At 46.7% G+C, this 23,222-nt stretch carries 19 protein-coding genes; 5 read left to right on the top strand and 14 right to left on the bottom strand.

The window, feature by feature from the left end:
- Position 1: 1 nt before the first annotated feature.
- The 14 genes from FIM25_RS08985 to hisD form a co-directional block, all read right to left on the bottom strand.
- Complete coding sequence (locus tag FIM25_RS08985; RefSeq protein WP_139448415.1) at positions 2-1,165, bottom strand: AAA family ATPase; 1,164 nt, start codon at positions 1,163-1,165, stop codon at positions 2-4.
- Between the two features lie 41 nt (positions 1,166-1,206).
- Positions 1,207-1,638, bottom strand: coding sequence for a hypothetical protein (locus tag FIM25_RS08980; protein ID WP_139448413.1), 432 nt, complete (start codon positions 1,636-1,638; stop codon positions 1,207-1,209).
- Positions 1,639-1,776: 138 nt separating this feature from the next.
- Positions 1,777-5,016: an exodeoxyribonuclease V subunit gamma gene (gene recC / locus FIM25_RS08975; RefSeq protein WP_139448411.1), complete on the bottom strand. Its 3,240-nt coding sequence runs from the start codon at positions 5,014-5,016 to the stop codon at positions 1,777-1,779.
- 79 nt (positions 5,017-5,095) lie between these two features.
- Positions 5,096-5,923, bottom strand: coding sequence for an N-acyl homoserine lactonase family protein (locus FIM25_RS08970; protein WP_139448409.1), 828 nt, complete (start codon positions 5,921-5,923; stop codon positions 5,096-5,098).
- 274 nt (positions 5,924-6,197) lie between these two features.
- Positions 6,198-6,854 carry a GntR family transcriptional regulator gene (locus FIM25_RS08965; protein WP_179953273.1) on the bottom strand — a complete coding sequence of 219 codons (657 nt, stop codon included), beginning with the start codon at positions 6,852-6,854 and terminating at the stop codon, positions 6,198-6,200.
- Between the two features lie 40 nt (positions 6,855-6,894).
- Entirely contained in the window at positions 6,895-7,827 is a 933-nt protein-coding gene (locus tag FIM25_RS08960) for a DMT family transporter (RefSeq protein WP_179953272.1), read from the bottom strand.
- Positions 7,828-7,977: 150 nt separating this feature from the next.
- Positions 7,978-8,703 carry a cysteate racemase gene (gene cuyB / locus FIM25_RS08955; protein ID WP_139448403.1) on the bottom strand — a complete coding sequence of 242 codons (726 nt, stop codon included), beginning with the start codon at positions 8,701-8,703 and terminating at the stop codon, positions 7,978-7,980.
- Positions 8,704-8,817: 114 nt separating this feature from the next.
- Positions 8,818-9,819: a D-cysteate sulfo-lyase gene (cuyA, locus tag FIM25_RS08950; protein ID WP_139448401.1), complete on the bottom strand. Its 1,002-nt coding sequence runs from the start codon at positions 9,817-9,819 to the stop codon at positions 8,818-8,820.
- 79 nt (positions 9,820-9,898) lie between these two features.
- Positions 9,899-10,279 (bottom strand): RidA family protein, encoded by a 381-nt coding sequence (locus FIM25_RS08945; protein ID WP_139448399.1) that lies wholly within the window; start codon positions 10,277-10,279, stop codon positions 9,899-9,901.
- Positions 10,280-10,337: 58 nt separating this feature from the next.
- Entirely contained in the window at positions 10,338-11,621 is a 1,284-nt protein-coding gene (locus FIM25_RS08940) for a TRAP transporter large permease (protein WP_139448397.1), read from the bottom strand.
- A gap of 16 nt (positions 11,622-11,637) precedes the next feature.
- Positions 11,638-12,177 (bottom strand): TRAP transporter small permease, encoded by a 540-nt coding sequence (locus tag FIM25_RS08935; protein WP_139448396.1) that lies wholly within the window; start codon positions 12,175-12,177, stop codon positions 11,638-11,640.
- Positions 12,178-12,234: 57 nt separating this feature from the next.
- On the bottom strand, positions 12,235-13,233 hold the full coding sequence (locus tag FIM25_RS08930) for a TRAP transporter substrate-binding protein (RefSeq protein WP_139448394.1): 999 nt from the start codon (positions 13,231-13,233) through the stop codon (positions 12,235-12,237).
- Between the two features lie 103 nt (positions 13,234-13,336).
- On the bottom strand, positions 13,337-14,548 hold the full coding sequence (locus FIM25_RS08925) for a DegT/DnrJ/EryC1/StrS family aminotransferase (protein WP_139448392.1): 1,212 nt from the start codon (positions 14,546-14,548) through the stop codon (positions 13,337-13,339).
- 97 nt (positions 14,549-14,645) lie between these two features.
- A complete protein-coding gene (gene hisD / locus FIM25_RS08920) occupies positions 14,646-15,959 on the bottom strand; it encodes a histidinol dehydrogenase (RefSeq protein ID WP_139448390.1) in 1,314 nt (437 codons plus the stop codon).
- A 408-nt stretch (positions 15,960-16,367) separates the two neighbouring features.
- Here hisD and FIM25_RS08915 point away from each other — a divergent pair, with 408 nt between their 5' ends.
- From FIM25_RS08915 to FIM25_RS08895, 5 genes are all read left to right on the top strand, one after another.
- Entirely contained in the window at positions 16,368-17,957 is a 1,590-nt protein-coding gene (locus FIM25_RS08915) for a TolC family protein (RefSeq protein WP_179953271.1), read from the top strand.
- Between the two features lie 17 nt (positions 17,958-17,974).
- On the top strand, positions 17,975-19,738 hold the full coding sequence (locus FIM25_RS08910) for a PAS domain S-box protein (RefSeq protein WP_139448386.1): 1,764 nt from the start codon (positions 17,975-17,977) through the stop codon (positions 19,736-19,738).
- Positions 19,735-20,421, top strand: coding sequence for an ABC transporter ATP-binding protein (locus FIM25_RS08905; RefSeq protein ID WP_218961355.1), 687 nt, complete (start codon positions 19,735-19,737; stop codon positions 20,419-20,421). Before FIM25_RS08910 ends, FIM25_RS08905 begins: the two co-directional genes overlap by 4 nt.
- A complete protein-coding gene (locus FIM25_RS08900) occupies positions 20,418-21,602 on the top strand; it encodes an ABC transporter permease (protein WP_139448381.1) in 1,185 nt (394 codons plus the stop codon). Before FIM25_RS08905 ends, FIM25_RS08900 begins: the two co-directional genes overlap by 4 nt.
- A gap of 220 nt (positions 21,603-21,822) precedes the next feature.
- Entirely contained in the window at positions 21,823-23,145 is a 1,323-nt protein-coding gene (locus tag FIM25_RS08895; protein WP_139448379.1) for a sigma-54 interaction domain-containing protein, read from the top strand.
- Positions 23,146-23,222 lie beyond the last annotated feature (77 nt).

Genomic DNA, 23,222 nt, shown 5'->3' with positions numbered 1-23,222 from the left:
CCTACCACCTTGTCCCTCCTATTTCTCCCCGTGTCCATAGTACGCCAAGACGATATTTTTCAAGCCAGGGTGCAAGATCTTCAGGGCAGAGGCGGCGAAGCAGGGTTCCTTTTTCACTTTTTTCACAGACAAGAAGGGATTCTGGCTGATCATGCATGGCATCCACCAGAACATCGGAGTGGGTGGTGACTATCACCTGACAGCGAGTGGAAGCTTCCTTCAGAAGTTCGGCAAGGACAGGCAGAATATCGGGGTGAAGTCCCAGCTCCGGTTCTTCTATGCAGATGAGGGGCGGTGGTGAAGGATGGCAGAGAATGGCAAGAAGGGAGAGATAGCGAAGGGTACCATCTGAAAGGCGGCTTGCGGGTATGGCGTGTCCGTTTTCCTGTAAAAACACCTGAACAGTTCCGCCTTCTATCTGCACATCATAATCTTCGATGCCTTCATAAAGAGCCTGAAGTGCCTCCAAAAAACGGTGCTTTACGGCAGGTTCCCTGCGGAGTCTGTTCAAAACAAGTCCGAGATTGCTGGAGTCCTGCTCCAAAATGTCATTGGGGAGATCTGTCTTCTGCGGCATACGGCTGATCATGTGACGACCAAATTGCCATTCCCGGTAAAGCCTGATACGGGAATAATTTTCAGCAAGGGATGTCAGTTCCGGATATTGATCCGGGTCTTTTCGTTGGGAAAGAATGGATTTTTCAATGCTGATATTGTCAGCTTGCAGGGTTCGAAGTTCCCCTTTCACATTGAGAAGAGGTCTGCCGGAATTAAAACTGTAATAGGGTAAAGAGTCCTGCCCGTTTTCTGAAAGGGGTATTCTTTCGATTTTTTCATCCACAATCTCAAATCTCTGATTTACAGCTGTGAAGGAAAGCAGATGACGGAAGTTACAGGAGCTGTTGGGATTTACTATTTCAAAATCAATGGAAGCTGTGGCTTTTACTCCTGCTCCCCTCCAGAGCCATTCTCCTACTCCTCCCCCTTCACGGATAATTTTCATTAACTGATCCGGAGTATTACGAAGCAGATCAATGGCTTCAAGGAGATTGGATTTTCCTGAGCCGTTGGGGCCGATGATTATATTCAGGTCATTTAAAGGAAGAAACTCTGAAGCATCGCCAAAGCTCAGAAAATGATGCAGCCGGATTCCCTTGATGAACATATTTTTTCCCCTGTTAAATCCAAATAAATTGGGACAATGACTTAATGCACTGTAGGTGTATTTTTCTCATAAGGGTCAACATAAGTTTTGTTTTTCCCAATGACTGTGCCAGTAATCCGCACATGGAAAAGCTTATCCTTGTTACTGTCATGGATAGACAACATCCCTTTTTTTAAATCTTCAAAATAACAAAATACACTAAGGCAATCATTAAGCATTACAGTACCATGGTAAAAATTGGTATTCTTCACATGCATAATTCTTGATTGTGAGACAATCACTTTACCATTAAAATAACTTTCACCGACAGCCATAACAACATTCATCAAACTTTTATTCTTAACAATTTTAGCATTCGATATTATTGGATGCTGTTCCACAATATCCATAAAATAATTTGCAATTATACTAAAATCACTTTCATTTATGAGCTTATGCTTCAACTTCTTTAAATCTTCAATATAAGGCTTCATTATTTCCTCCCGAATAAATAAATCCGACTCACTTCGTATTCAGGCATTATCACAGAAACAGCCCAAACCCACTGACAAGACCAGTAGTCTTTGGCATTATAATCAATACGGACTACATAAAGCCACAGCATGTGGGTATCATGACTTATTCTCCTTCAGCAGCTCAAGGATGGGCAGCCAGATGGCCTCTGCAGTTTCTGCAAAGGGATCTTCAAAGGGATTGCGTCCCCGCCAGAGGATCAGATCTGCGGCAGTGGACTTGGCATGACCATTAAAACCTCCACCTTCCCATGCCTCCTGAAGTGTTTCTTCCAGATTTTCAGGAATTGTCTTTTTTGAAACTTCATTTATCCACACTTTAGAAACAGCAGGAAAAAAGGCCAATGGTCTTGAATGGCTGTTTATGTATAAACCCGTCAGATATTCAAGATGATTCATGGCATCATGCCTTGAAAGTTCAGAAGCCATAAACACCTTACAGTCCAAGCCTTTGGGTTTTCCTTTCTCCTTTTCCTTCTCGCCCACCAGATAGAGATCCAGCTCCATGCCCATGGCCCGGCGCACAAGAAAATGAAGCCAGGCTGCAAGAATATGCTTTTCCCTGAATTGACCGGGCCGCCATTTTTTTTCAGCATCTCCATGAATCAGGGGAAGGCTCCCTTCCAGCTTCAGGCTTTCCAGTTCCAGCACAAAGGGTTCCTGCTCTAAAACTGCTTCTCCTGGAGTTTCTCTGATCAAGGATACCAAGGCCCCTGACTGCACAATAAGATCATGCATAAGATTCAGCCCCGGACTCCCCATGGGTATCCTGCCTTCCGCTTCCAGCCTTTCAAGAACCACAGCCTTATCCCTGCCTTCCAGAAAGGCTTTGCACATGGCATCCTTAATTATGTAGGTATTCAGCCCGTTCAGGGTAAAATTCTCCCTGTCTTCCGGTGCCTCATCATCCCTTTCAAGGCTTATCCCAAGAATCCGTTTCAGAAAAAATGCCGAAGGATCTTCATAAAAGCGGATCAGATCTTCAAAGAAAATGGTATTGTTCTCTGTTTCAGTTTCCAGCTCTCCATCTTGAAAGATGTTTTTTTCAGGGTCTTTTTTACCATAAAAAGCTTCGGCGATATCCCTGAAAGGTGGATGGAATGAAAAGGGTTTTCCGGGCTTTGGAAGGCTTTCCATAAACAGCTTTGAAGAAAAGGGCTGCATGGGATGATTTTGCAAAAGATTTGGAGGAGATTCTCCCTCGTCCCTTGTGACGGCATCGAGAAGTTCCTGCACCAGCACCGAAGGCGGCAGAGGCTGATCATCTTCAGGACGAAAACCCGTACAGGTAATTAAAAGCTTATCCCGTGCGGAAAGGAGGGTTTCCAGAAAAAGATAGCGGTCGTCATCCCTGCTGGACCGGTCTCCGGGTCTTGGCTCCTGCTGCATGATGTCAAAGGCCGGCCTTGGCCGTGAACGGGGAAAGGCCCCGTCGTTCATACCGCAAAGACAAACCACGGAAAAAGGAATGCAACGCATGGGTACCATGGCACAGAAAGTGATGCCCCCGCTTAAAATCAGTCCCCCCTGCCCCGGCTTTTCCAGGCGCTGGCCCAAAACAGAACGCATCATGGGAAAAGAAAGTTTCTCCTTGAGATTTCCAAGGCGGGTTTCCTCCACAAAGCTGTCCAACAGAAGCCGCAGACCAAAGAATTCTTCCGTGTTATCCGCATTTTCATGGAAAAGTCCCTGCGACAGCTCCCAGATCAGATCCATCCATTCGCCGGGACTGCGGTCAACTTTGATTTTTTCGTAAAAAGTCGTAAGCCTGTCCATGAAAAAAAGGAGACTGTTAAGGGTTTCCGCAGCTTCAGGCCCCATGGCATCGTGGGGCAGGATGCCGCCATTTTGTGGAATATCCCCCTCATCTTCCATGGCCATGCCCAAAAGCATGCGGTCCAGTCCGAAGCGCCAGGTCTGGGAAGGCTGCCCCGGCAGATCCATGGCTTCCTTAAATGCAGCGTCCAGACCCCAGCGGATACGGGTATCCACCAGCCAGCTGCGAATGCGATCAAGCCCCTCTTCATCCAGACCGAACTTTTTTGAAACGGGTTCTGCTTCCATAAGATCAAAAACTTCAGAGGCACCAAAACGGGAATCCATGAGCTGCAGCACCCGCATCAGAAGCCCTGCCAGGCTGCTTTCCATGGAAAGGGGTCGCTCGGATATGGAATAGGGAATTCGTCTGCCATCGGGCAGGAGGCGGCTGAACACCGCATCAATATAGGGTGCGTATGTGCCCACATCGGGAAACATCACAAGGATATCCCTTGGCTTTGGCGAATTTTCTTCTGAAAAAAGGCGTAAAATCTGATCCCGCAGCACTTCCATCTCCCGCATGGGGCCGTGACAGCGGTGGATGCTTATGGAATCATCGTTTTCAAGAACTTCTTCCGAAGACAAATCTGATGGAAGGATATCAAGGGAGAGAATCCGGGACTGCAAACGATGCAGCAGGGTGTCCATGCCCGGCTCAAGGGCATGTCGAAGTTCTTCCCCTTTCATACCTGCCAGTCTCCGGAAAAAATCCTGCCCGGTCCGGCCAAGGGATGCAAGGAGGGGATGACCCTTTTCAGCATGGAGATCTTTAAGCTCAAGGCCTTCTTCTTCAGCCCTGAAAGCACTTTGTTCCCAGAAGGCTTCGCAGCGAACCTCACCCCAGTATTCCTGACAGGGATCCAGAAGATACCAGCGAATGTCCAGCCTTTCGGATAATTGTTCCAGAAAATCAAGGTATAAGGGAGGCAGTGCGGAAACTCCAAAAATGGGAATCCTGCGGGGAAGTTTTGCTTTTTTAAGGGAAGTCTCACTCTGCTGAAGCAGGGTAACCCTGTGGGGAACTTCAATGTTCTCATGAAGCATACGCCAGAGCCGGGCCTGAAAGTGATCTTCCTCGCCCTTTTCCCATGCAAGAACTCTGTCCGGCCTGAACATGAGGTACTGGTCAAAGAGGTCTGCCAGCATGTCCGCAAGCTGAAAACGCTTCAGGGGATCGTCACCCATGTAGCGGGCAACGGCCCCGCTATCGGGAGAATCCGGTAAGGATGCCAAAGCTTCAAAGCAGGCCCAGCGAAGGGTGTCAGGTTTCCATGGGTCTTCGTCAGGAGAAAGGGGAGAAACAGGCCGAAGAATCCGTGTCATGAGACTTGCCGGAAAAAGAAAACGGGTATTGGAAGCAATACCCGCCCACTTTGCCATTTCCATGGACAGCCAGCGCTCCATGCCCCGGCTCTGTACCACAATGATTTCAGGCTCCATGGGGTCCGGCGGGTCTTCCATGAGATGGGCGGCAAGGTTTGCCGCCAAAACTTCCATGCGGTTGCTTACGAATCGCTGCATAGGGATTCTTTCCTGTTAAATTCTTTTTTTATCCGATATCAGATTCCACTTTCAATGCCACACAAATCAGAACACCCCATCACACCGGAACAGATAATACCCCTACCGGAGAAGGATAAAGCTCCGGGGCATGGGTGAGAAAAACCCGTGAGCACATGCGGCGCAATTTGCCGTAGCCCAGGCTTTCTGCCTGGCATGGCTGATTCATAAGCCCCTTTTTCTCCATAAAAGCATAAAGTGTTTCCCATTGCTCTTTTGTCCACCAGAGCCGCCCGCCCTTTCCCCTGCGATAGGTTTCCCAGAAGTCTGCGGGCAATGCCGACCAGAGTCCGGAATAATCAAAGGGGAGGTCACCCGCCAGAGCCACTGTCCCCTGCCCGGTTTCAACCAGTACGGCCTGATGTCCCGGACAATGCCCCCCGGTGTGATGGAGGCGGATACCGGGCATCAGTTCGTGGCTGCCTTCCACAAAAACCATGCGGTCAAGGAGATGCAGCCAGTGGCCCGGACGATAATAGGTTTCTTCATTGGGATTTAAATTGCAAAAACAACGCAGGGCATCCGCCTGTACATGAAAACGTGCTCCGGGGAAAAGACCCATACCTGCCGTATGATCCCAGTGCAGATGGGTCATCAGGACATCGGAAATGTCTCCGGGAGCCAAGCCCAGCCCCTTCAGACCTTCTGTAAGGGATTCCCCTTGCCCTTGTACAGCCGAAGATCCCTGCCCACCAACGTCTTCCGGATCAAAGCCCGTATCCACAATCAGACAGCGGGAACCGGACTGCAGAAGGAACACAAGGCTTGGGATATTTTCCATGGAGGGCATAAGCTCCAGCCCTTCTTCCGTACAAAAACGAACGGAAAACCGACCATTGGCCAGTATGTGAATCCGCCAGTCAGACATTTTACTGATACTCCTTCTTTTTGATCCAAAGAATTTTTTACATATACAGAGGATGCCATGCTAACCGCCATCTCTGAAATTGTATAGGCAGAAATGAAAGAAACGACATGCAGCGGAGGGGTGAAGAATAAAAAAACTGCCCGGCAGAGGACCTGACCGGACAGCCGTTTACCATTTCTTTTAAAAAACTTTATGCGGCAGCCTCCGGCTCTAAAACAGCTGCTGAGTATGACAGAACGCTTCAATCCGATGGAAAATAATTTCGGCTAAAAAATCAGCCACGGTTATCCATCAGTAAGGCATACGCTTTTTCAATACGTCTCATTCCAGATTTAATGTTGTCGGCGACAGCCTGCTGCAGTTTTTCAGAATCACGATTTTTCAAAGCTTCCAGGATGAAAGCATGTTCTTCCAAGAATATTTTGTAATCATTTTCATCATGCTGGAAAAGGTTCAAAAAAGCTTCCACAGATTCAACTAACTTGTGCACAATCAGGCAGAGATGCGGATAATTGGATGCTTCATAAAGGATATCATGAAAATGGCGATCAAGACTGTAGAAATCCTGTGGCATACACTGCATTTTTTCGTGGGTATTCTCCAATTCTTTGAGATCTTCTTCCGTAAGATTTTTCAGGGCAACTTTTGCCAGCTCCGCTTCGAGATTTACCCGGATACTGAAAATATATTCCATTTCTTTTTTTTTAGGTAAGGGAGCGACTATAGCTCCTTTATAAGGAACGTTCCTCACCAGTCCCGACCTATCCAGACGCATGAGAGCTTCCCTGATTGGTCCACGGCCAATTCCAAGCTCCGTTTCAAGTTCGGATAAAACCAGTCTTGTACCCGGATATTTTTTCCCTGTAAGTATGAGTTCTCTGATTTTATCATAAGCCATAAGTGATTTCATTGAGCTTTCATCTGTTTTCAAAATCATACTCCTAAAATTTTCATAACCCTCATCTGCAATCCTATGCACATTTTTTCAAACAGGTCACAGATGATTCCTTAGTGTAATTTGAATCTAAATATTTAATAAAAATTCCGAGCATTACAATAAGCATTCCGGCTATCTGCACAAGCAGAACAGGTTCGCTTAAAATCAAGTATGCTGCCAATACAGTAACGGCAGGCTCAATGGAAGAGCATAAAGCAGCAAAACCAGAATCCGTTGCATCAATTGCTAAATAAAGTAAAGTAACCCCTAAAGCCGTTGGGATCAAACCCAACAAAAAACCCATCAGCAGCTGATAAGAATCCAATTGAAGAAATAAGCTTATATCACCCTTTACCAGATTAAAACCCAGAGTTGTAAAAAGCATAACGTAAAATGTAATGGTCAAAGGAGGTATCGTTTCCATAACACGCTGCAATATTACAAAACTGAGGGCGAAGGTAAATGCTGCAGACAGGACATAAAGAACGCCCGATAACTCCACCCTGTTAGAAAATGCCTGAATCAGAACAAGACAGCACCCACCGGCAATCAGCACAATGGATGCAATGGTTTTCCCACTAACTGGTGTTTTATTGATCAAGACAGAAAGCAGTGTAGTGATGGCTGGGAATATATAAAAAATCAGGATACCCGTAGATGCAGTCAAAGTTTCAAAACATCTGGCAAGATTCAGACTTGTTACTTGGTCCAGACCAAAGGACAATATGAAAGCAATAAAAAGACCCTTCGGAGTTATTTTTAATGATTGAGGGCTGCAAATGGCAAGATAAATAAAGACCATTGCAACTCCGAATCCATAACGCAGCTGCATGATTTCAAGACTGCTCATGCCACTTGCCAGTGACATCCGTGTAAAAACAGGTAGCATCGCATAAGCAACTGCAGATGTAATTGAATAAAAAAGCCCCATACGAGCTGAAAAAACAGGAACAGAACTTTTTTTCATGATCCAGAACTCCGTATAAAACCAAGAAAGAAAACTTCCTGCTGACTTTGCAAACAATAATTTCATCCATCATGGGATCATCCCCTGTGCTAAAGTATTGAATCTTTACAGAATCAGACTCGTAGCAGGATCAAATACCCAGTATGTCTATTACTTTTTTTCAAAAGGAAGCGCTTCGTTTTTCACAATGTTTACAATTTCTGAGGCCAGCACATCGGAAGTATCAATAATCTCTGCATCAATTCCTTCCCCGATGACTCCCAGTTCGGTACAGGCCAAAACCAGTATCCCTGCTCCTTCTTCCATAAGGTTAGCTGCAATTGCAGCAAATCTGTCCCGTATATCCTTTCCTGTCGATCCAGCCTTCACAGCACGAATAACTTCCAGGAGTTTTTCCTGATCCGCAGGACAGGGATATAGCACAGAAACACCATATGGCCCGAAAGCTTTATCATATAGTCCTGTATTTACAACTGCCGGAGAAGCCATAATACCTGCCTTGCTTTTTTCAGGTAATCTCTCGGCAACAACAGAAGCTGTCAGGTCCACAAGATGAACGACTGGTACAGAAACCGCTTTCTTGACATCCTCATAGTAATAATGTGCTGTATTACAAGGTATAACAATAAAATCAGCGCCCCAGGATTCAAGTCCTCTGGCCATATCTGCCATACATGGACCGGGGCTTTCCCCCGTACCTTCAATCAATGCCTTTATTCTGGATGGCACACCGGGATTGTTATCAACGATCATCCTGATATGGTCCGCATCATCATTGGCAGGCGTAAGGTCAATCACCCGCTTCATAAGATCCACCGTTGCAGCCGGCCCCATGCCGCCAAGAATACCCACCACTTTTTCTTTTCTGCATTCCATCTGCTAATCCCTTTCAACGGCAGTAAATTTTATTGGGATTCTATTTAAAAAAACAGCCCGGGATCCATAAGATCCCGGACGTACAAACCTCTATACTGCATCAAGCTAAGTCAGTTATGCCCTGAATGTATCAAGATAAGCATAAAGGGCTGGTGATCCTCCTGTATGGAGAAAAAGAACCCTGCTTCCTTTTGGGAAAAAACCTTTGCGGACCAGATCGATGAGACCTGCTGCTGCTTTTCCTGAATAAACAGGATCAAGAAGAATGCTTTCCGTACTGGCAAACAGTTTTACAGCCTCAATCATATCCTCTGTAGGAAGGGAGTAACCCGGCCCCACATATTCATCAAAGCAGGTAATTTGATCTCGTGGAATCTCTGTTTTAACTCCCAGTTTTGCTCTCAGCTCTCCGGCAAGTTTATAAACAATTTCTTCCTGAACATCTTTTTTTCTGGACACATTGATACCAAAAACAGGAATATTGGTATTCATGGCAAACATTCCCACTGCCATGCCCGCATGGGTTCCTGCGGAACCGGATGGAACAACTATGCCATCAACCTTCAGCATCATCTCATTCAGTTGCACCATTGTTTCCTGGGCACAGCTTGCATAACCGAGGGCTCCAATGGCATTAGACGCTCCTCCGGGAATAATATAGGGCTGTTTACCAGTATTTTTCAGCTCTGCCGAAGTTTTCTCCATTTCTGCCATCATGTCCGAACCCGCAGGCACCACACGAATGGACTTCACCCCCAGCAGCTCAAATAAAAAGTTATTACCGGATCCCTCAGGCTTGTAAGAGCCTTTTACCCGTTCTTCCAAAACCAGATGGCAGTCCATGTTCTCCTTGACAGCCCATGAAGCAGTAAGGCGGCAATGATTGGACTGAACAGCACCGCATGTAACCACAGTATCTGCTTTTTTATCAAGTGCATCTGCAAAACAGAATTCAAGCTTACGGGTTTTGTTCCCCCCAGCCGATCCAGGCAAAAGGTCATCCCTTTTAACGTAAAGATCGACATGACCTCCAAGAGCTTTGGAGAGATTCTCCATAGGCTCAATGGGGGTTGCACCCTGCAGATATTTTCTACGTGGAAATTGAGTAAAATTCATGAAATCCTCATTTCTTTAGAATGTTTATTCATGCCCGAAAGCATGTTGCCTGTAAAAAGGGGTTACCCTTTTTCATAAATCAGAGAGAAAAAACAGCTTCCACTTCCACATCAGCTCCCAGAGGCAGTTCCGCTACCTGAAAAGCACTCCTTGCGGGAAAAGGTTCTGAAAAATATTCAGCATAGACTTCATTGACCGACACAAAATTTTTCATACTGCTTAAATATACGGTTGTTTTGACAGCAGATGAAAGATCCGTTCCTGCTGCCTCGGCAATTGCTTTCAGATTTTTAAAAACCTGATGGGCATGGAACTTGATATCACCATCGGGAATTTTTCCTGTTAACGGATCTATGGGAAGCTGGCCCGAAGTAAAAAGAAAACCACCGGACTTCACAGCCTGAGAATAAGGACCGATTGCCGCAGGGGCATTTGCCGTAAAAACACTTTCTTTTTTCATTTGAACTCCTTCGTAAAACAAATGCTTTTCAATGAAACTGACGTTATGTTTTATTTCATCAGTAGCCGAACAGCTCCGGCAACCAAAGAATCAATCCGGGAAAATAGGCCATCAAAAAGATTGCTCCGATGGTAACCAAACTAAAAGGAATAGCTTTCAAAGAAATTTCCTCAAGGGTTACATTGCCAATACCAGAAGCAATAAACATATTCTCGCCAAGGGGTGGAGTTGAAAAACCAACACCACAGCAGCAGACAAGGACTACCCCAAAGTGAATTGGATCAACACCAATAGCTACCATGATTGGCAAAAGTACAGGTGTGACCAGCATAATAATGGCAAGGGTTTCCATAAACATACCGAGGAAAAGAAGGAAAAAAATGACCATTGCCCAGATCATATGGGGATTACTTGTAACTGTCAGAAGCCATTGGGCTATCATATCGGGTATTTGATACTGAACCAGCAGCCTGCCAAAGGCAAAGGCGGTAAACATAATCACAAGAACCCTGCCGGTAAGCCATGAAGTGGTTTCAAGGGATTTCATCAGACCCTTGAAAGAAATTTCCTTATAGACAAAAATACCTATGATAAGCGTATAAAAAATGGCGACTATTGCAGCTTCCGTAGGGGTAAAAAAACCTGTATAGATTCCTCCCAGAATAATTACCGGAGCTAAAATTGCCCAAAAACCTTCCCTGAGGGAAGAAAGGAGTCCGGATGCGGACCATGGTAACATTCCCTGACTCAAATTTTTTCCCCGGCAACGCACTAAATGAACCAAAATGAGACCTGCGGATATCAATAAACCCGGAACAATACCAGCTACAAACATTTTAGTAATAGATTCCTGCGCAACCACACCATAAATTACCATGGGAATGCTGGGCGGAATAATGATTCCAATACCTCCGGAACTGGCCGTTGCAGCAGATGCATAACCTGGATCATAACCTCTTTTTATCATGGCCGGAATCATCAACATTCCTACAGCAGCCGTGGTAGCCGGGCCTGAACCGGATATGGCCCCGAAAAAAACACAGGCCAGTGTTGTGGAAATGGCTAATCCCCCATCAACCGTTCCAACCATAGATTCCGCAACTTTAACCAGTCTTCTCGAAATTCCGGCTACTTCCATTAAAGCACCGGCAAGAACAAAGGCAGGCAGCGCCATTATGGGAAAAGAGTTTACCGATGAAAAAGCAATCTGAACCATTGTGGACAGATCCTGCCCCACTGAAAGAAATGCCGCCATGGCAGCGGCACCCAGAGCCACTGTAATAGGAGCACCCATTAGAAGAAGGAGTATGAAACAACCGAACAATACACCAGCAGCAGACATACTTTCGCCTCCTTCTTTAGCGGGATTCTGTTAAGGGTTGAATATCGTCAGGATCAATTTTATCAACATCTTTAATTTCAATTTTTAACCAGTATTTCATTATGTTAACCTGGATAATTCTTATTGTCATAAGACTGAAACTAATGGGAAAAATCCAGTATACATAGGCCATTGACCAGCCAAGGGAAGGAGAAATATAAGGAAATTCCATCAGATCAATGATTACTTCCACACTTTTTTGAATCATGACCAGATTGAATCCTATCCATATGATATCTGTTATAAACATACAGATATTTCCCACAAGAGGAGGAAACAGTTTAAACTGGATTGTTACCCGATTGTGGGCTGCCAGACGTGCGGCGTAAGCAGCACCAAAAAAAACAAACCATACAAAAGAAAAACGGGATATTTCTTCACTCCATGGGAGAACATAATCAAAACAAATTCTAAGAGCAATCTGCAGAAAAAGTATAACAACAAAGAAACTTAACAGGGCTTGGCAGACATAGCTCTCAAACTTATCTATATATTGCAGGGCGCGTTTTGCTTTCATTTATTAGCCCTTTCTCCAGCATACCGGGGAATCTCCCCGGTATACTAACATTAATTACTATTTCTTACCGAGACTTTGCATCATCATATCCAGGTTCTGTTTTCCACCAATAAAGTCATAAAATTGTGGCCAGACTTTCTCTCTTGCTAATTGCTTCCAGTTTTCCTCATCCTCAAGATAGCAAACTTCAACACCGGCATCCTGCATACCTTTTTTGGCTTTTTCAGCCTCAAGGATCTGATAAGCAATGGCATACTGCTGTGCTTCAATACCAGCCCGGACAAGAATATCCTGCGTTGCCTTGTCAAGCGTTTTCCATTTACGTTCACCAATCAGAAGTGGTTGCAGTGAATACTGGTAATGAACCTCTGTGATATAATTCTGAACTTCATGAAATTTCATTGTATAATTGACGATATAAGGATTTTCCTGACCATCTACAACCTTCTGCTGCAGGGCTGTGAATGTTTCAGCCCAATCCATGGGAACGGGATTGGCACCCCATGCCCTAAAAGTGGCCAAAATAATATTATTATGGGGAACCCTAATTTTCATTCCTTTAATATCTTCAAGATTCCTGATAGGCTTCCTGGAGTTTGTCACATAACGAAAATTAGAATAAGTCCAACCAAGAATTCTGAAACCACCCTTTTCAATGGCTTTTTCATTCATAAACTGTCCCATTCCGCCCGTTGTGGCTTTGATGGCATCATAATGGGATTCAAGAAGATAAGGCATTGTCAATAGACCAAGTTCAGGCACAAAAGGAACGGCATTTCCTACGCCTATGGCTGCAAAATCAAGGGTCCCCCTTCTGGCATTCTGCAGCATTTCAGTTTCCGAACCCAGAGATCCATTGGGAAAAAGTTCTACCCTCAGCTTACCGCCGGAAAGACTTTCTACAGCTTCTTTAAAACGTATGCCAAAGGCACCCTTATCCGAATCAATGGCATCTCCCATACCCAATCTCATTACTGTTTGAGCGAGTGCTGCAGGAACTGCGGTTAATGCAACGGCAAAAATTAAAAACACTGACATAAAAACATGTTTCATCATCTTTTCCTCCTTGCAAGTTATCTGATACTTCTTTCCGACCACCGGCTGATTCCGGACCCGGAAATTTAATAAGCCAATAAAAGGCACGAACAAAAAAACGAAGCTATAGGCCACCAGGTTTTAAGGTTTCCTTTGCAACCTCACAAAGAATATCTGCTATCAGCCGGCAGTCATCCAGCGTAAAGGTCAACGGGATACGCATATCGCACATCCGTGCAAGAACACGATTCGTATCAGGCAAGTCCGGAAGGCTGCCAAAATATTCCCAACTCTGGTAGTCACTTGTAAAGCCAACGGGTTCAGCATTTCCAAACCATTTCAGTTCAACGCCACGTTCCTTACATTTTTCGAGGAAAAGGCGAACGCTGTCACTGTCATCATTACAAACAGAAAACTGAATAGAACTTCCTACAAAATTTTCACGGGGATCACGGGGAGGACACCAGAGGCCTTGTATTGAATGAATGGCCTCTTCAAGAAGACGATACCGTTCATTCCATCGTAAACACTGTGCATCCAGCCTCTGGAGTTGAGGACGGAGAATGGCAGCCCTTAAGTTATCCATTCGGCAGGAATAGTTTGGTATTTTTTTCTTAAGGGAATTAAAAACACTCAGATCTGGGCGGGCAAGATGACGATCATACAGCATATAAGAACCGGAATGGAGGATTGCCCGAGCCATAAGCTCTTCATCATCGGTGACAAGAAAGCCACCTTCTCCAGAATTGATGTGTTTATAGGTTTGTGTTGAAAAGCAGCTGACATGACCAAAGCTTCCTGATTTTCTGCCATTCCATTCTGCCCCCATGGTATGGGCACAGTCTTCGATCAGAAAAAGCCCGTTTCGCTCACAGACAGCTTGAATTTTCTCCATGTCTGCAATATGACCTCGCATATGAGAAAGCAGAAACCATTTTGCTTTCTCATCCGCAGCCTTGCCCTCCAGATCATCGATATTAATGGTATAATCTTCGCGAATTTCCACCAGCTCAATGTCTGCACCTGCATTTTCAATAGCACCGGGGACAGGCGCCAGTGTGTAGGCGTTACACAAAACTTTCTCACCCCTTTGAACACCTGCTGATTTAAGGGCCAGATACATTGCGCTACCACATGATGCACATGCCAGACAGTATTTCTTTCCAATATAGGAGGCAAATTCTGTTTCCAGTTCAGCAACTTCCCCTGCTTCGCCAGGCTCCACATTATAGCGATGTAATTTCCCTGATCGTAAAACAGACATAGCTCGCTCAATGGCATCGTCAGGAATGGACTCCTGCCGGGTAAAACTTTTATGAAAACGTTTTTGTTCCATTCCCCCTCCATCAATGTTTCTTATTCTCAATAAGACGGAAGCCTGCTTTCGGGTCAGATACCAGTAAAGTATCCGACCCTTATTTGATCACACAGAATCAGGAGTAACGCTTTTGCTCATACACCTCAAAATCCCATTTTTCTTCGGGGAAAAACTTTTTAAGCCTCCAGTCACAGGCTCTGGCATGTCCTTCCATACCTTCCACCCTTGAAAGGCGAGATGCTGCAGCAGAAAACACCCTGTTGGCTTCTTCTGATATTTTCTGGTAGGTATAAATTTTTAAAAACTTATGAACATTAAGCCCACCTGAATTGTAACCTGCTTTTTTTGTAGGCAAGATATGATTTGTGCCGGAACATTTATCACCATGGGCGACTGTGGCACCTTCCCCTAAAAACATGGAACCATAACTTTTAAGATTATCCCTCCACCAGTCCAAATCTTCTGCGATGACCTGAATATGTTCAGGTGCATAGCGGTCATTCACCTGACAGAGTTCTTCCCGGTTTTCACAAAGAATAATCTCTCCGTAATCTCTCCATGAAGCCTCAGCAACTTCAGGTGTTGTAAGATCAGCTATGACTTTTGGCATGATCTCAAGAACCTTCTCTGCCAAATCCCTGGAATCCGTAAAAAGCCATACGGGAGAGTCATAACCATGCTCTGCCTGAGACACTAGATCTACTGCAACGGTCATAGGGTCCGCTGTTTTATCTGCAATAACACCAGACTCCGTGGGTCCGGCAAAGACATCAATGGCACACCGACCGGATCCGGCAAGAATAGCTTTGGCTTCTGCAACAAAAGCATTACCGGGACCAACAATTATATTGGCTGGTTTTCCCGTAAAAAGCCCATATGCCATACTTGCAATGGCCTGTACTCCACCCATTTCAAGAATAATATCGGCACCGGCTATATCCATGGCATAACAAACGGCAGGATCAATGCTCTCCCCTCGTGGAGGAGAACAGGCTATAACGGTTTTTACTCCGGCAGCCTTGGCAGTAGCCACACTCATCAAAGCGGAGCAGGCATGGGCAAAGCGTCCTCCGGGGATGTAACAGCCAGCAACATCCATGGGAATTACCTTCTGACCAAGAATCACACCGGGATGGGACTCCAGCTCAAATTCCTTTAAACTTTCACGCTGTGCCAGTGCAAAGCCTGCAACCTGCTCATGAGCAAAGCGGATATCATCTTTAACCCTCTGCGGGACAGAATTTATAAGCCTTTGTTTTTTTTCATCAGAAAGAACGAATGCCCCTTCCCAGTTATCAAATTTCTTTGCAAGTTCACCAACAGCCTCTTCACCACGGTCTTGAATATCATTGAGTATCTTCTCAACAATCTTACGCTTTTCAAGACTGCTTCCCTCAGCTGACAGGTTGGCTTTTTTTATGTATTCCATGCCATTCTCCTCTTTTTATGATCGGGGTTCATCATCAAGACTTGCATTTTTTTTATGCTACTCTTGCAGAAAAAAAACTGAGGGTCAAGCATTTTATAAAATATTTTATAAAATCTTTTATAGCACAACATCTGCTTCCTTCACCATATTGGTAAGCCTAAGTTTTTCCTGAAGATAACAGTAAAATGCAAAGATAATTTCTATCCAAAAAAACAAACCTTTAAAATATGAAAAGCAAGGCAGGTCTCGTTGCAGCGTTTGCCGTTTAAAGAAACTTATGGAGCCAGACAGAAGAAAAAAATATTCATATCCAAGACATTCTAAATAAAATTATGGTATTGAATCCTTAACTATATTATTCAGCATAAGATGCATAAAATTCAGCCGGAATGGTGCCAGGAAAACAACATGAAACATGCCAGTTTACGGATTGCAGGATTTCTGATTTTTCTTGTCTTCTGCATCCCCCCTCCCCTTTTTTCCCAGGAGAATACAGCCAGCCCGGAGCCTGAATTTCCTTCCGTTCTGGAACTCAGTCTCACCGAAGCCATCCATCTGGCACTGAGACAAAACCGCACCATTGAAAGTGCCTATCTCTCAAGAATACTTGAAAGATTCAGGCTGGGTCAGGACATGACTCAATTTTCTCCCAACCTCGACATCAGCCCTCAGGCCAGCACAAGAACCACAGGAACTGCAACGAACTATGCCTCCGACGGTCCGGACACCATGCGCTCCCGCACAGACAGTGCAGGTCTCTCCCTTGTCAGTACCGTCAGCCAGAAAATTCCCACTGGCGGTGAAATTATCTTTGCCTGGGAAAATGGTTTTGAAAGCCGTTATAATAAAACGGATGGCAGCTCCGGAGAAACACAGAGCGGGCTTTCCCAGTGGTCCGTGGGATTCCGACAGCCCCTGCTGAAAGACGGTGGACTTGACCACAATACCGCTCCCCTCAGACGTGCGGCCATGCAGGAAGAAAATAATATCCGATCTTTGAGGGATACCCTGATCAGCACCATTTCCGGGGTAATTCAGGATTACCGGACCCTCTTATCCCTTTATCAGGATATGGAAGTGCAGGAAGATGCCCTGTCCAAGGCAAGGGAGCAGCTTGAGGTTACACGGACCATGATAGAAACGGGAAGACGGGCACCCAACGAAATCCTCCAGTCCGAAGCAAACCTTGCCCGTCAGGAGTTGGCCTTTGAAGAAGCAAAAGCACAGATGGACGATGCCCACCTTGCCCTTTTGCAACGCCTTGAAATCAGTGGAGACACCACCCTTGTCCCCACGGAAAAAATCATTTACAAATCCATTGAACCAGTTTTTGAAGACCTTATGGCTCTGGCCCTTGAGCGGGATAATTCCTACCTGTCTGCCCTCACCTCCCTTGAAATGGCAAAAATGGGCCTTTCCGATGCAGAGAACCAGAGATTATGGAATCTGGATCTGGAAGGGGGCTACAAAGACGGCTGGAATCATCGGAAAAACGATCCCTCCTACCGCCAGGAAGACTGGTGGCTGGGCCTCAGCCTGAAAATTCCCCTGCCCCTCTACGGAGATCAGAAATACAACAGGGAAATGCCCCTTCTTTCGGCACGAATTAATCTCCGTAAAGCCAACATGCAACTGCTTACGGCCAGAGAATCCCTTGAAAACAATGTCCGCAATGCCGTGCGTCAGGTGGCTTCCAGCCTGAGGCGGGTGGAACTGGCCTCAAAAACTCGTCAGTTTTCCGAAGAAAACTTCCTTGTGAGCGAACTTCAGTTTAAACTGGGAAGAATTTCCAATGCGGATTTCATCCGTGAACAGGACAAGCTGAGGGATGACAGACTGGCGGAAATCAGGGCCATCATGACCTATCAGAACAGCCTCACCCGCCTGGATGCCCTGCTGGCCACTACCCTTGATACCTGGAACATCGCCTTTGTCACCGAACGCACTGACCTTGAAGCTGAATATCTCGGCAATAAAACCTGGATGCTCCACCGCTGAATCCAAAGGACAAAACAATGAATATAAAACCCGATATTCAAAAAGATTTTCACCAGAGTGTTCTGGACAACATGAAAGACGGTGTCATGGCCCTGAACTTTCAGGGCAGCATTACCCTTTTCAATCCTGCTGCTGCGGCCATTCTGGGACTGGATGCCAGTCTTGTGCGGGGACATACCTTTGCCGAGGTCTTTCTTGCTGCGGAAGAAGATAATGATGCCTTCAACCAGAAGGTTCTGGATGCTGTCACCCGAAAAAAAGTAGGACAGCGGGAGACCGTTGACTTTATCAGGCCCAACGGCCAGAAAATGACCTTAAGCCTTTCCTCATCCTGGCTTCACCGTGAAGAAGAAAAGGAAGCCAGCGGTGTTGTGGTGGTTTTTTCAGACATTACGGAACTGAAGGTTCTTCAGGAACAGGAAAGGGAAAACTCCAGAAAACTTGCAAAGGCATATGAAGAAACAGAGGCCAGCAACCTCAGACTCAGAGGACTTCTTAAAAAGGTACAGATAGTAAGGGGCCTTGCCACAGCAGGCATCATCCTTTTTTTTGTGGGTCTTGGGTATTTTCATTTTCAGGGTTTTTCAAACCTGTCTTCCCCATCAAAGGAAATAAAATCCACAAGAATGATGGCAGAAGAAAGTCAGGGTATTCACACCGTAAAAACCAGTCCCGTTTCCTCCAGCATTTCCCTTTCGGGCCGTCTCCAGCCCTTGGAGGAAATCATGCTGACAGCTCCCTTTGACGGAAGAATCCTTGAACGCCACTTTTCCTTTGGTCAGGTGGTGGAAAAGGGAGATCTTCTTCTGCTGCTTGACGTTTCTGAAACAAAAATGAAGCTGAGAGAAGCAAAAAGCAGCTATATTAAAGTGCTGCAGAATTATGAAGAACTGGCCGCATGGGAAGAAAGTACGGAAATGGCAAGGGCCAGACGCAGTCTGCAACGGGCAGAAAGCAGCCTTGAAAACCATATACGCCAGCTTGAGGAAGCCAACCTGCTTTTTGACAGGGGGATTATTCCTGCCCAGGAGCTGGACAGGGCAAAGCAGCAGGTTGAAACCAGCCGCATGGACCTTATCTCCAGCCGGGAAGAAATGGCGTCCACCCTAAAAAAAGCCAGCCCTGAAAACCTGAGTATCGCTAAAATGGAGCTGGACAATGCCCGTATCCGGCTTGATGAGCTGGAATCCCTCATTTCTCAGGCAGAGGTAAGGGCTCCCGTATCCGGTGTGGTGATTCAGCCCGTTACGGAAGAAAGCAAAAAACAATCTCTGGATCAGGGTGCCAGGGTGCAGGCGGGTACTGCCCTCTTTGCCCTTGGGGATCTCAGTGGCCTTAAGGTCTTTTCCCGGGTGGATGAGGTGGAGATTGGCAGGCTGTCTCTGAATCAGAAGGTAAGGGCAAGGGGGGATGCCTTTCCCGGTATCCTGCTGGAGGGGCATCTTTCTCATATTTCCGCCCAGGCTACCTCAGGAGGCGGCAGGGAAGCTCCGGGTTTTGAGGTGCAGGTGACCCTTCCTGAACTGAGCGCAGAAGCCATCAAGTCCATAAGGGTAGGCATGAGCGCAGACCTTGAAATCCTTGTCTATGATAATCCGCAGGCTTTGCTGGTTCCCCTTTATCTGGTACGGCCCGCAGGCAGCCATGCCATGGTACGGGTTGTAAAGGATGACGGCAGCATGGAAGAAAGAAAGGTGACAACGGGCATCACCACTTTGGGTTCCGTGGAAATACTCTCAGGACTTGAACCCGGAGAACGCCTTGGGGGATGGACGCCATGAGCCTTCTCAAACTGGAAAAGATAAAAAAATCTTTTACCCTTGGGCCTGTGCAGGTCCATGTTCTCAAAGGCGTAAGCTTTGATGTACATGCCGGAGAAATGATAGCCATCATGGGAACTTCGGGCAGCGGTAAATCCACCCTGATGAATATCATCGGTTTCCTTGATCAGCCCGACTCGGGCCGTTATCTGCTGGATGGCAGAGAAACGGCCAAACTCTCCGACAGTGAACTCTCCGGCATACGCAACCAGAAAATAGGTTTTGTTTTTCAGCAGTTCAATCTCCTTGGCAAACTCACGGCCCTTGAAAATGTATGCCTTCCTTTAATTTACAGGGGGATTCCTGAAAAGGAACAAAAACCCATGGCCATGGAAATACTGGAAAAGGTGGGGATGGGAGACAGGGCAGGACACAAACCCATGGAACTTTCAGGCGGCCAGCAACAGCGGGTGGCCATTGCCCGTGCCCTGGTGGGCAAACCCTCCATTCTCCTTGCGGATGAACCCACAGGCGCCCTTGACACCCGTGTGGGACAGGAAATCATGGATCTTTTTCTGGAGCTGAACAGCACACAGAAAATAACCACCCTCATCATCACCCATGATCCCCGCATTGCAGCCCAGTGCCCCGGAACCATCCGCATGCAGGACGGATATGTTGCCGGGACGGAGGAAAGCCAATGATCCTCAAAGCCAATCTCAGGGAAGCCGGTCGTTCCCTTATCTCTTCACGCCAGCGTTCCATCCTTGCCCTGCTGGGCATTGTCATAGGCATTGCTTCGGTCATCGCTCTGGTTTCCATCGGAACCCTTGCCCAGAGGGAAAGCATGCGCCAGTTCATGGAAATGGGCACGGACATCCTCTCCATACAGGCGGAACACGGCCGTGGTGGAGGCACACCCAAAGGTTTCAGGCTTCAGGACATCATTATTATTCCCGAAAGTCTGTCTTCCATCAAAACAGTGGCCCCCTATGCCTCATCCTATGGTGAGCTGAGGAAAGACGGAAAACGCATGAACATCCCTGCCCTTGGCGTTACCGAATCCTTTTTCCAGATGAACAGGCTGACCATGGCAGAGGGCCGCTTCATCTCCGATCTCGATGGCATCACAACCCATGCCTGCCTGAGCAGCAATCTTGCTGCAAAGCTGAAGGCTCAGGGCATTGCCACCCATCCGGGAAGTGAGCTGTATTATGATAACCGCAAAATTACCGTGATCGGCACTCTTGAACCCGCAGCCATGGGCGGCATGAGACCCTATGAAATTCAGGAAGGACTTCTGATGCCCCTTCCTGCTGTGCTGCGTATGTCGCCCCAGAGTATCATCAGCACTTTTATGGCCCGTCTTTCTCCGGACTTCACCACAGGCATGGGAACAGAAGATCTCAACACTTATTTCTCGGCTCTTCCGGGCAGAATGCAATTACGCATCATGAGTCCGGAACAGATGATCGCCCACATGGAGCGGCAGTTCCGCATGTTCACCCTGCTTCTGGGAGCCATCGGCAGTATCTCCCTCATTGTGGGCGGTGTGGGGGTCATGAATGTCATGCTGGTTTCCGTTACGGAAAGAAAACGGGAAATCGGTATCCGCAGGGCTTTGGGAGCCAGAAAAAAGGACATCCAGTGGCAGTTTCTCATAGAATCCGTCCTCCTTTCCCTCGTGGGCGGTCTTGTGGGAAGCCTCATTGGTGTGGCAACCTCCTGGGGTATTGCAAGGTTTTCAGGATGGCAGTTTGAAATTGTCCATGGGGCATTGATTCTTGGTGTGGGTGTTTCCGTGGCCATTGGTATCTTCTTTGGCTATTATCCGGCACGGCAGGCGGCTGCCCTGAATCCCATTCAGGCCCTGCGCACGGACTGATAAGTAACTTTTCAGCACAAGACAAGAAGATCCCGAATCCGGCACTCAAGATCCTTAAGCATTTTTGCTCCCGTAAAGGGCTTGGTTTTTTCAGCTTGAGTGCCGGATTGCGTCACGGGCAAATCACTTGGGTGTCTGTGTATCTGCCTTGCAGTTATGGTTCTTGGCCAGTGAAAATGATGCCAAACAGTTACAGATTGATAACAATTTGGAAAAAAACATGACAGATAAAAGTCCTTTGCCTCCCGACGTTGAACGCCTTCTCAAATTGATGGAACAGATCTGCCACGATCTTGTCTGGAACCGCTATGACCGGGCAGAAACCCTTTTTGAGCTGACCCGCAGCACCGTTTGTCCCGAACCCATCGCAAGTCTTGCAGAATCCTTTGGCATGATGCTTGTTAAAATCGAGGCACGGGAATTTCAGATGGAAGAAATGCTGAAAAACCTGAAGGAAACCAGTAAAGCCCTCGAGATTTCCCGCAGACAGCTCCTCAAAGAAAACGAAGGCCTTAAAAAAGGGCTGATGGAACGCTTTTCCCCCAAACGTATTGTGGGCCAGAGCCAGGCCATGCGTCACATTCTGGATCAGACGGAACGCATTGCAGATACAAGTGTGAATGTACTCATCACAGGGGAAACGGGAACTGGAAAAGAACTAATCGCCAAGGCCCTGCACTACAACTCCATCCGAAAATCCGGGCCTTTTATTGCCATCAACTGCTCGGCCATTCCGGAAAGTCTGTTTGAAAGCGAGCTTTTTGGCATTGAAAAGGGAATAGCTACGGGTGTGAATATGAGAAAAGGCCTTGTGGAACAGGCCGGTGGCGGCACCATTTTTCTCGATGAAATCGGAGATATGCCCTTAAATATTCAGGCCAAGATTCTCCGGGTACTGGAGGAAAGGGAGGTCACAAGGGTGGGCGGCTCCACTGTTATCCCTGTGGATCTGCGGGTGGTGGCAGCCACGCACCGGAATCTCAAGGCCGAGGCAAAGGCCGGACATTTCCGGGAAGATCTTTTTTTCCGCCTCAATGTCATATCCCTTGCCCTCCCCCCCCTAAGGGAGAGACCCGGAGACATTCCCCTGCTGCTTCAGCGTTTTCTGGATCTGCATTGCCGTCAGATGAACCGTCCCCTTCTCAAAATAAGCAAGGAAGCCATGGATTGCTTGCTTGTACACAACTGGCCCGGCAATGTGCGGGAACTGGAAAACGAGGTGGAAAGGGTGGTGGCCCTCTCCTATTCCGAAATTATCCATGTGGAAGATCTGTCGCTGCATATTCAGCAGGAAAAGGCTATTCCGGAAAGCAATGAAATAACAGTAAATAAAAAAAACAGGCCTCCTCTGTCCGGAAGCAAAGGCAATAAAAACAAACCTGCGGAAAATCTCTTCTCCCTTGAAGAAAACGAAAAGGAACTGATTGAAAGAACCCTTGAAGCCGCAAATGGTAACAAAACGAAGGCCGCCAGAATGCTTGGCATCAGCCGGGAGGGTTTAAGGAAAAAAATGAAAAAACTTTTCGATGGAAATGCACCATAAAAAACTGGGGCACCTTTACGGGTGCCCCTACAAAACAAGAGTCGTAAAAACCATTCCCAAGGATAGAGCTTGCGCCT

It is taken from the genome of Desulfobotulus mexicanus, from assembly GCF_006175995.1.
Lineage (GTDB): Bacteria > Desulfobacterota > Desulfobacteria > Desulfobacterales > ASO4-4 > Desulfobotulus > Desulfobotulus mexicanus.
The sequence above is the reverse complement of the archived record's forward strand: the minus strand, read 5'-3'. Positions and strand labels throughout refer to the sequence as shown.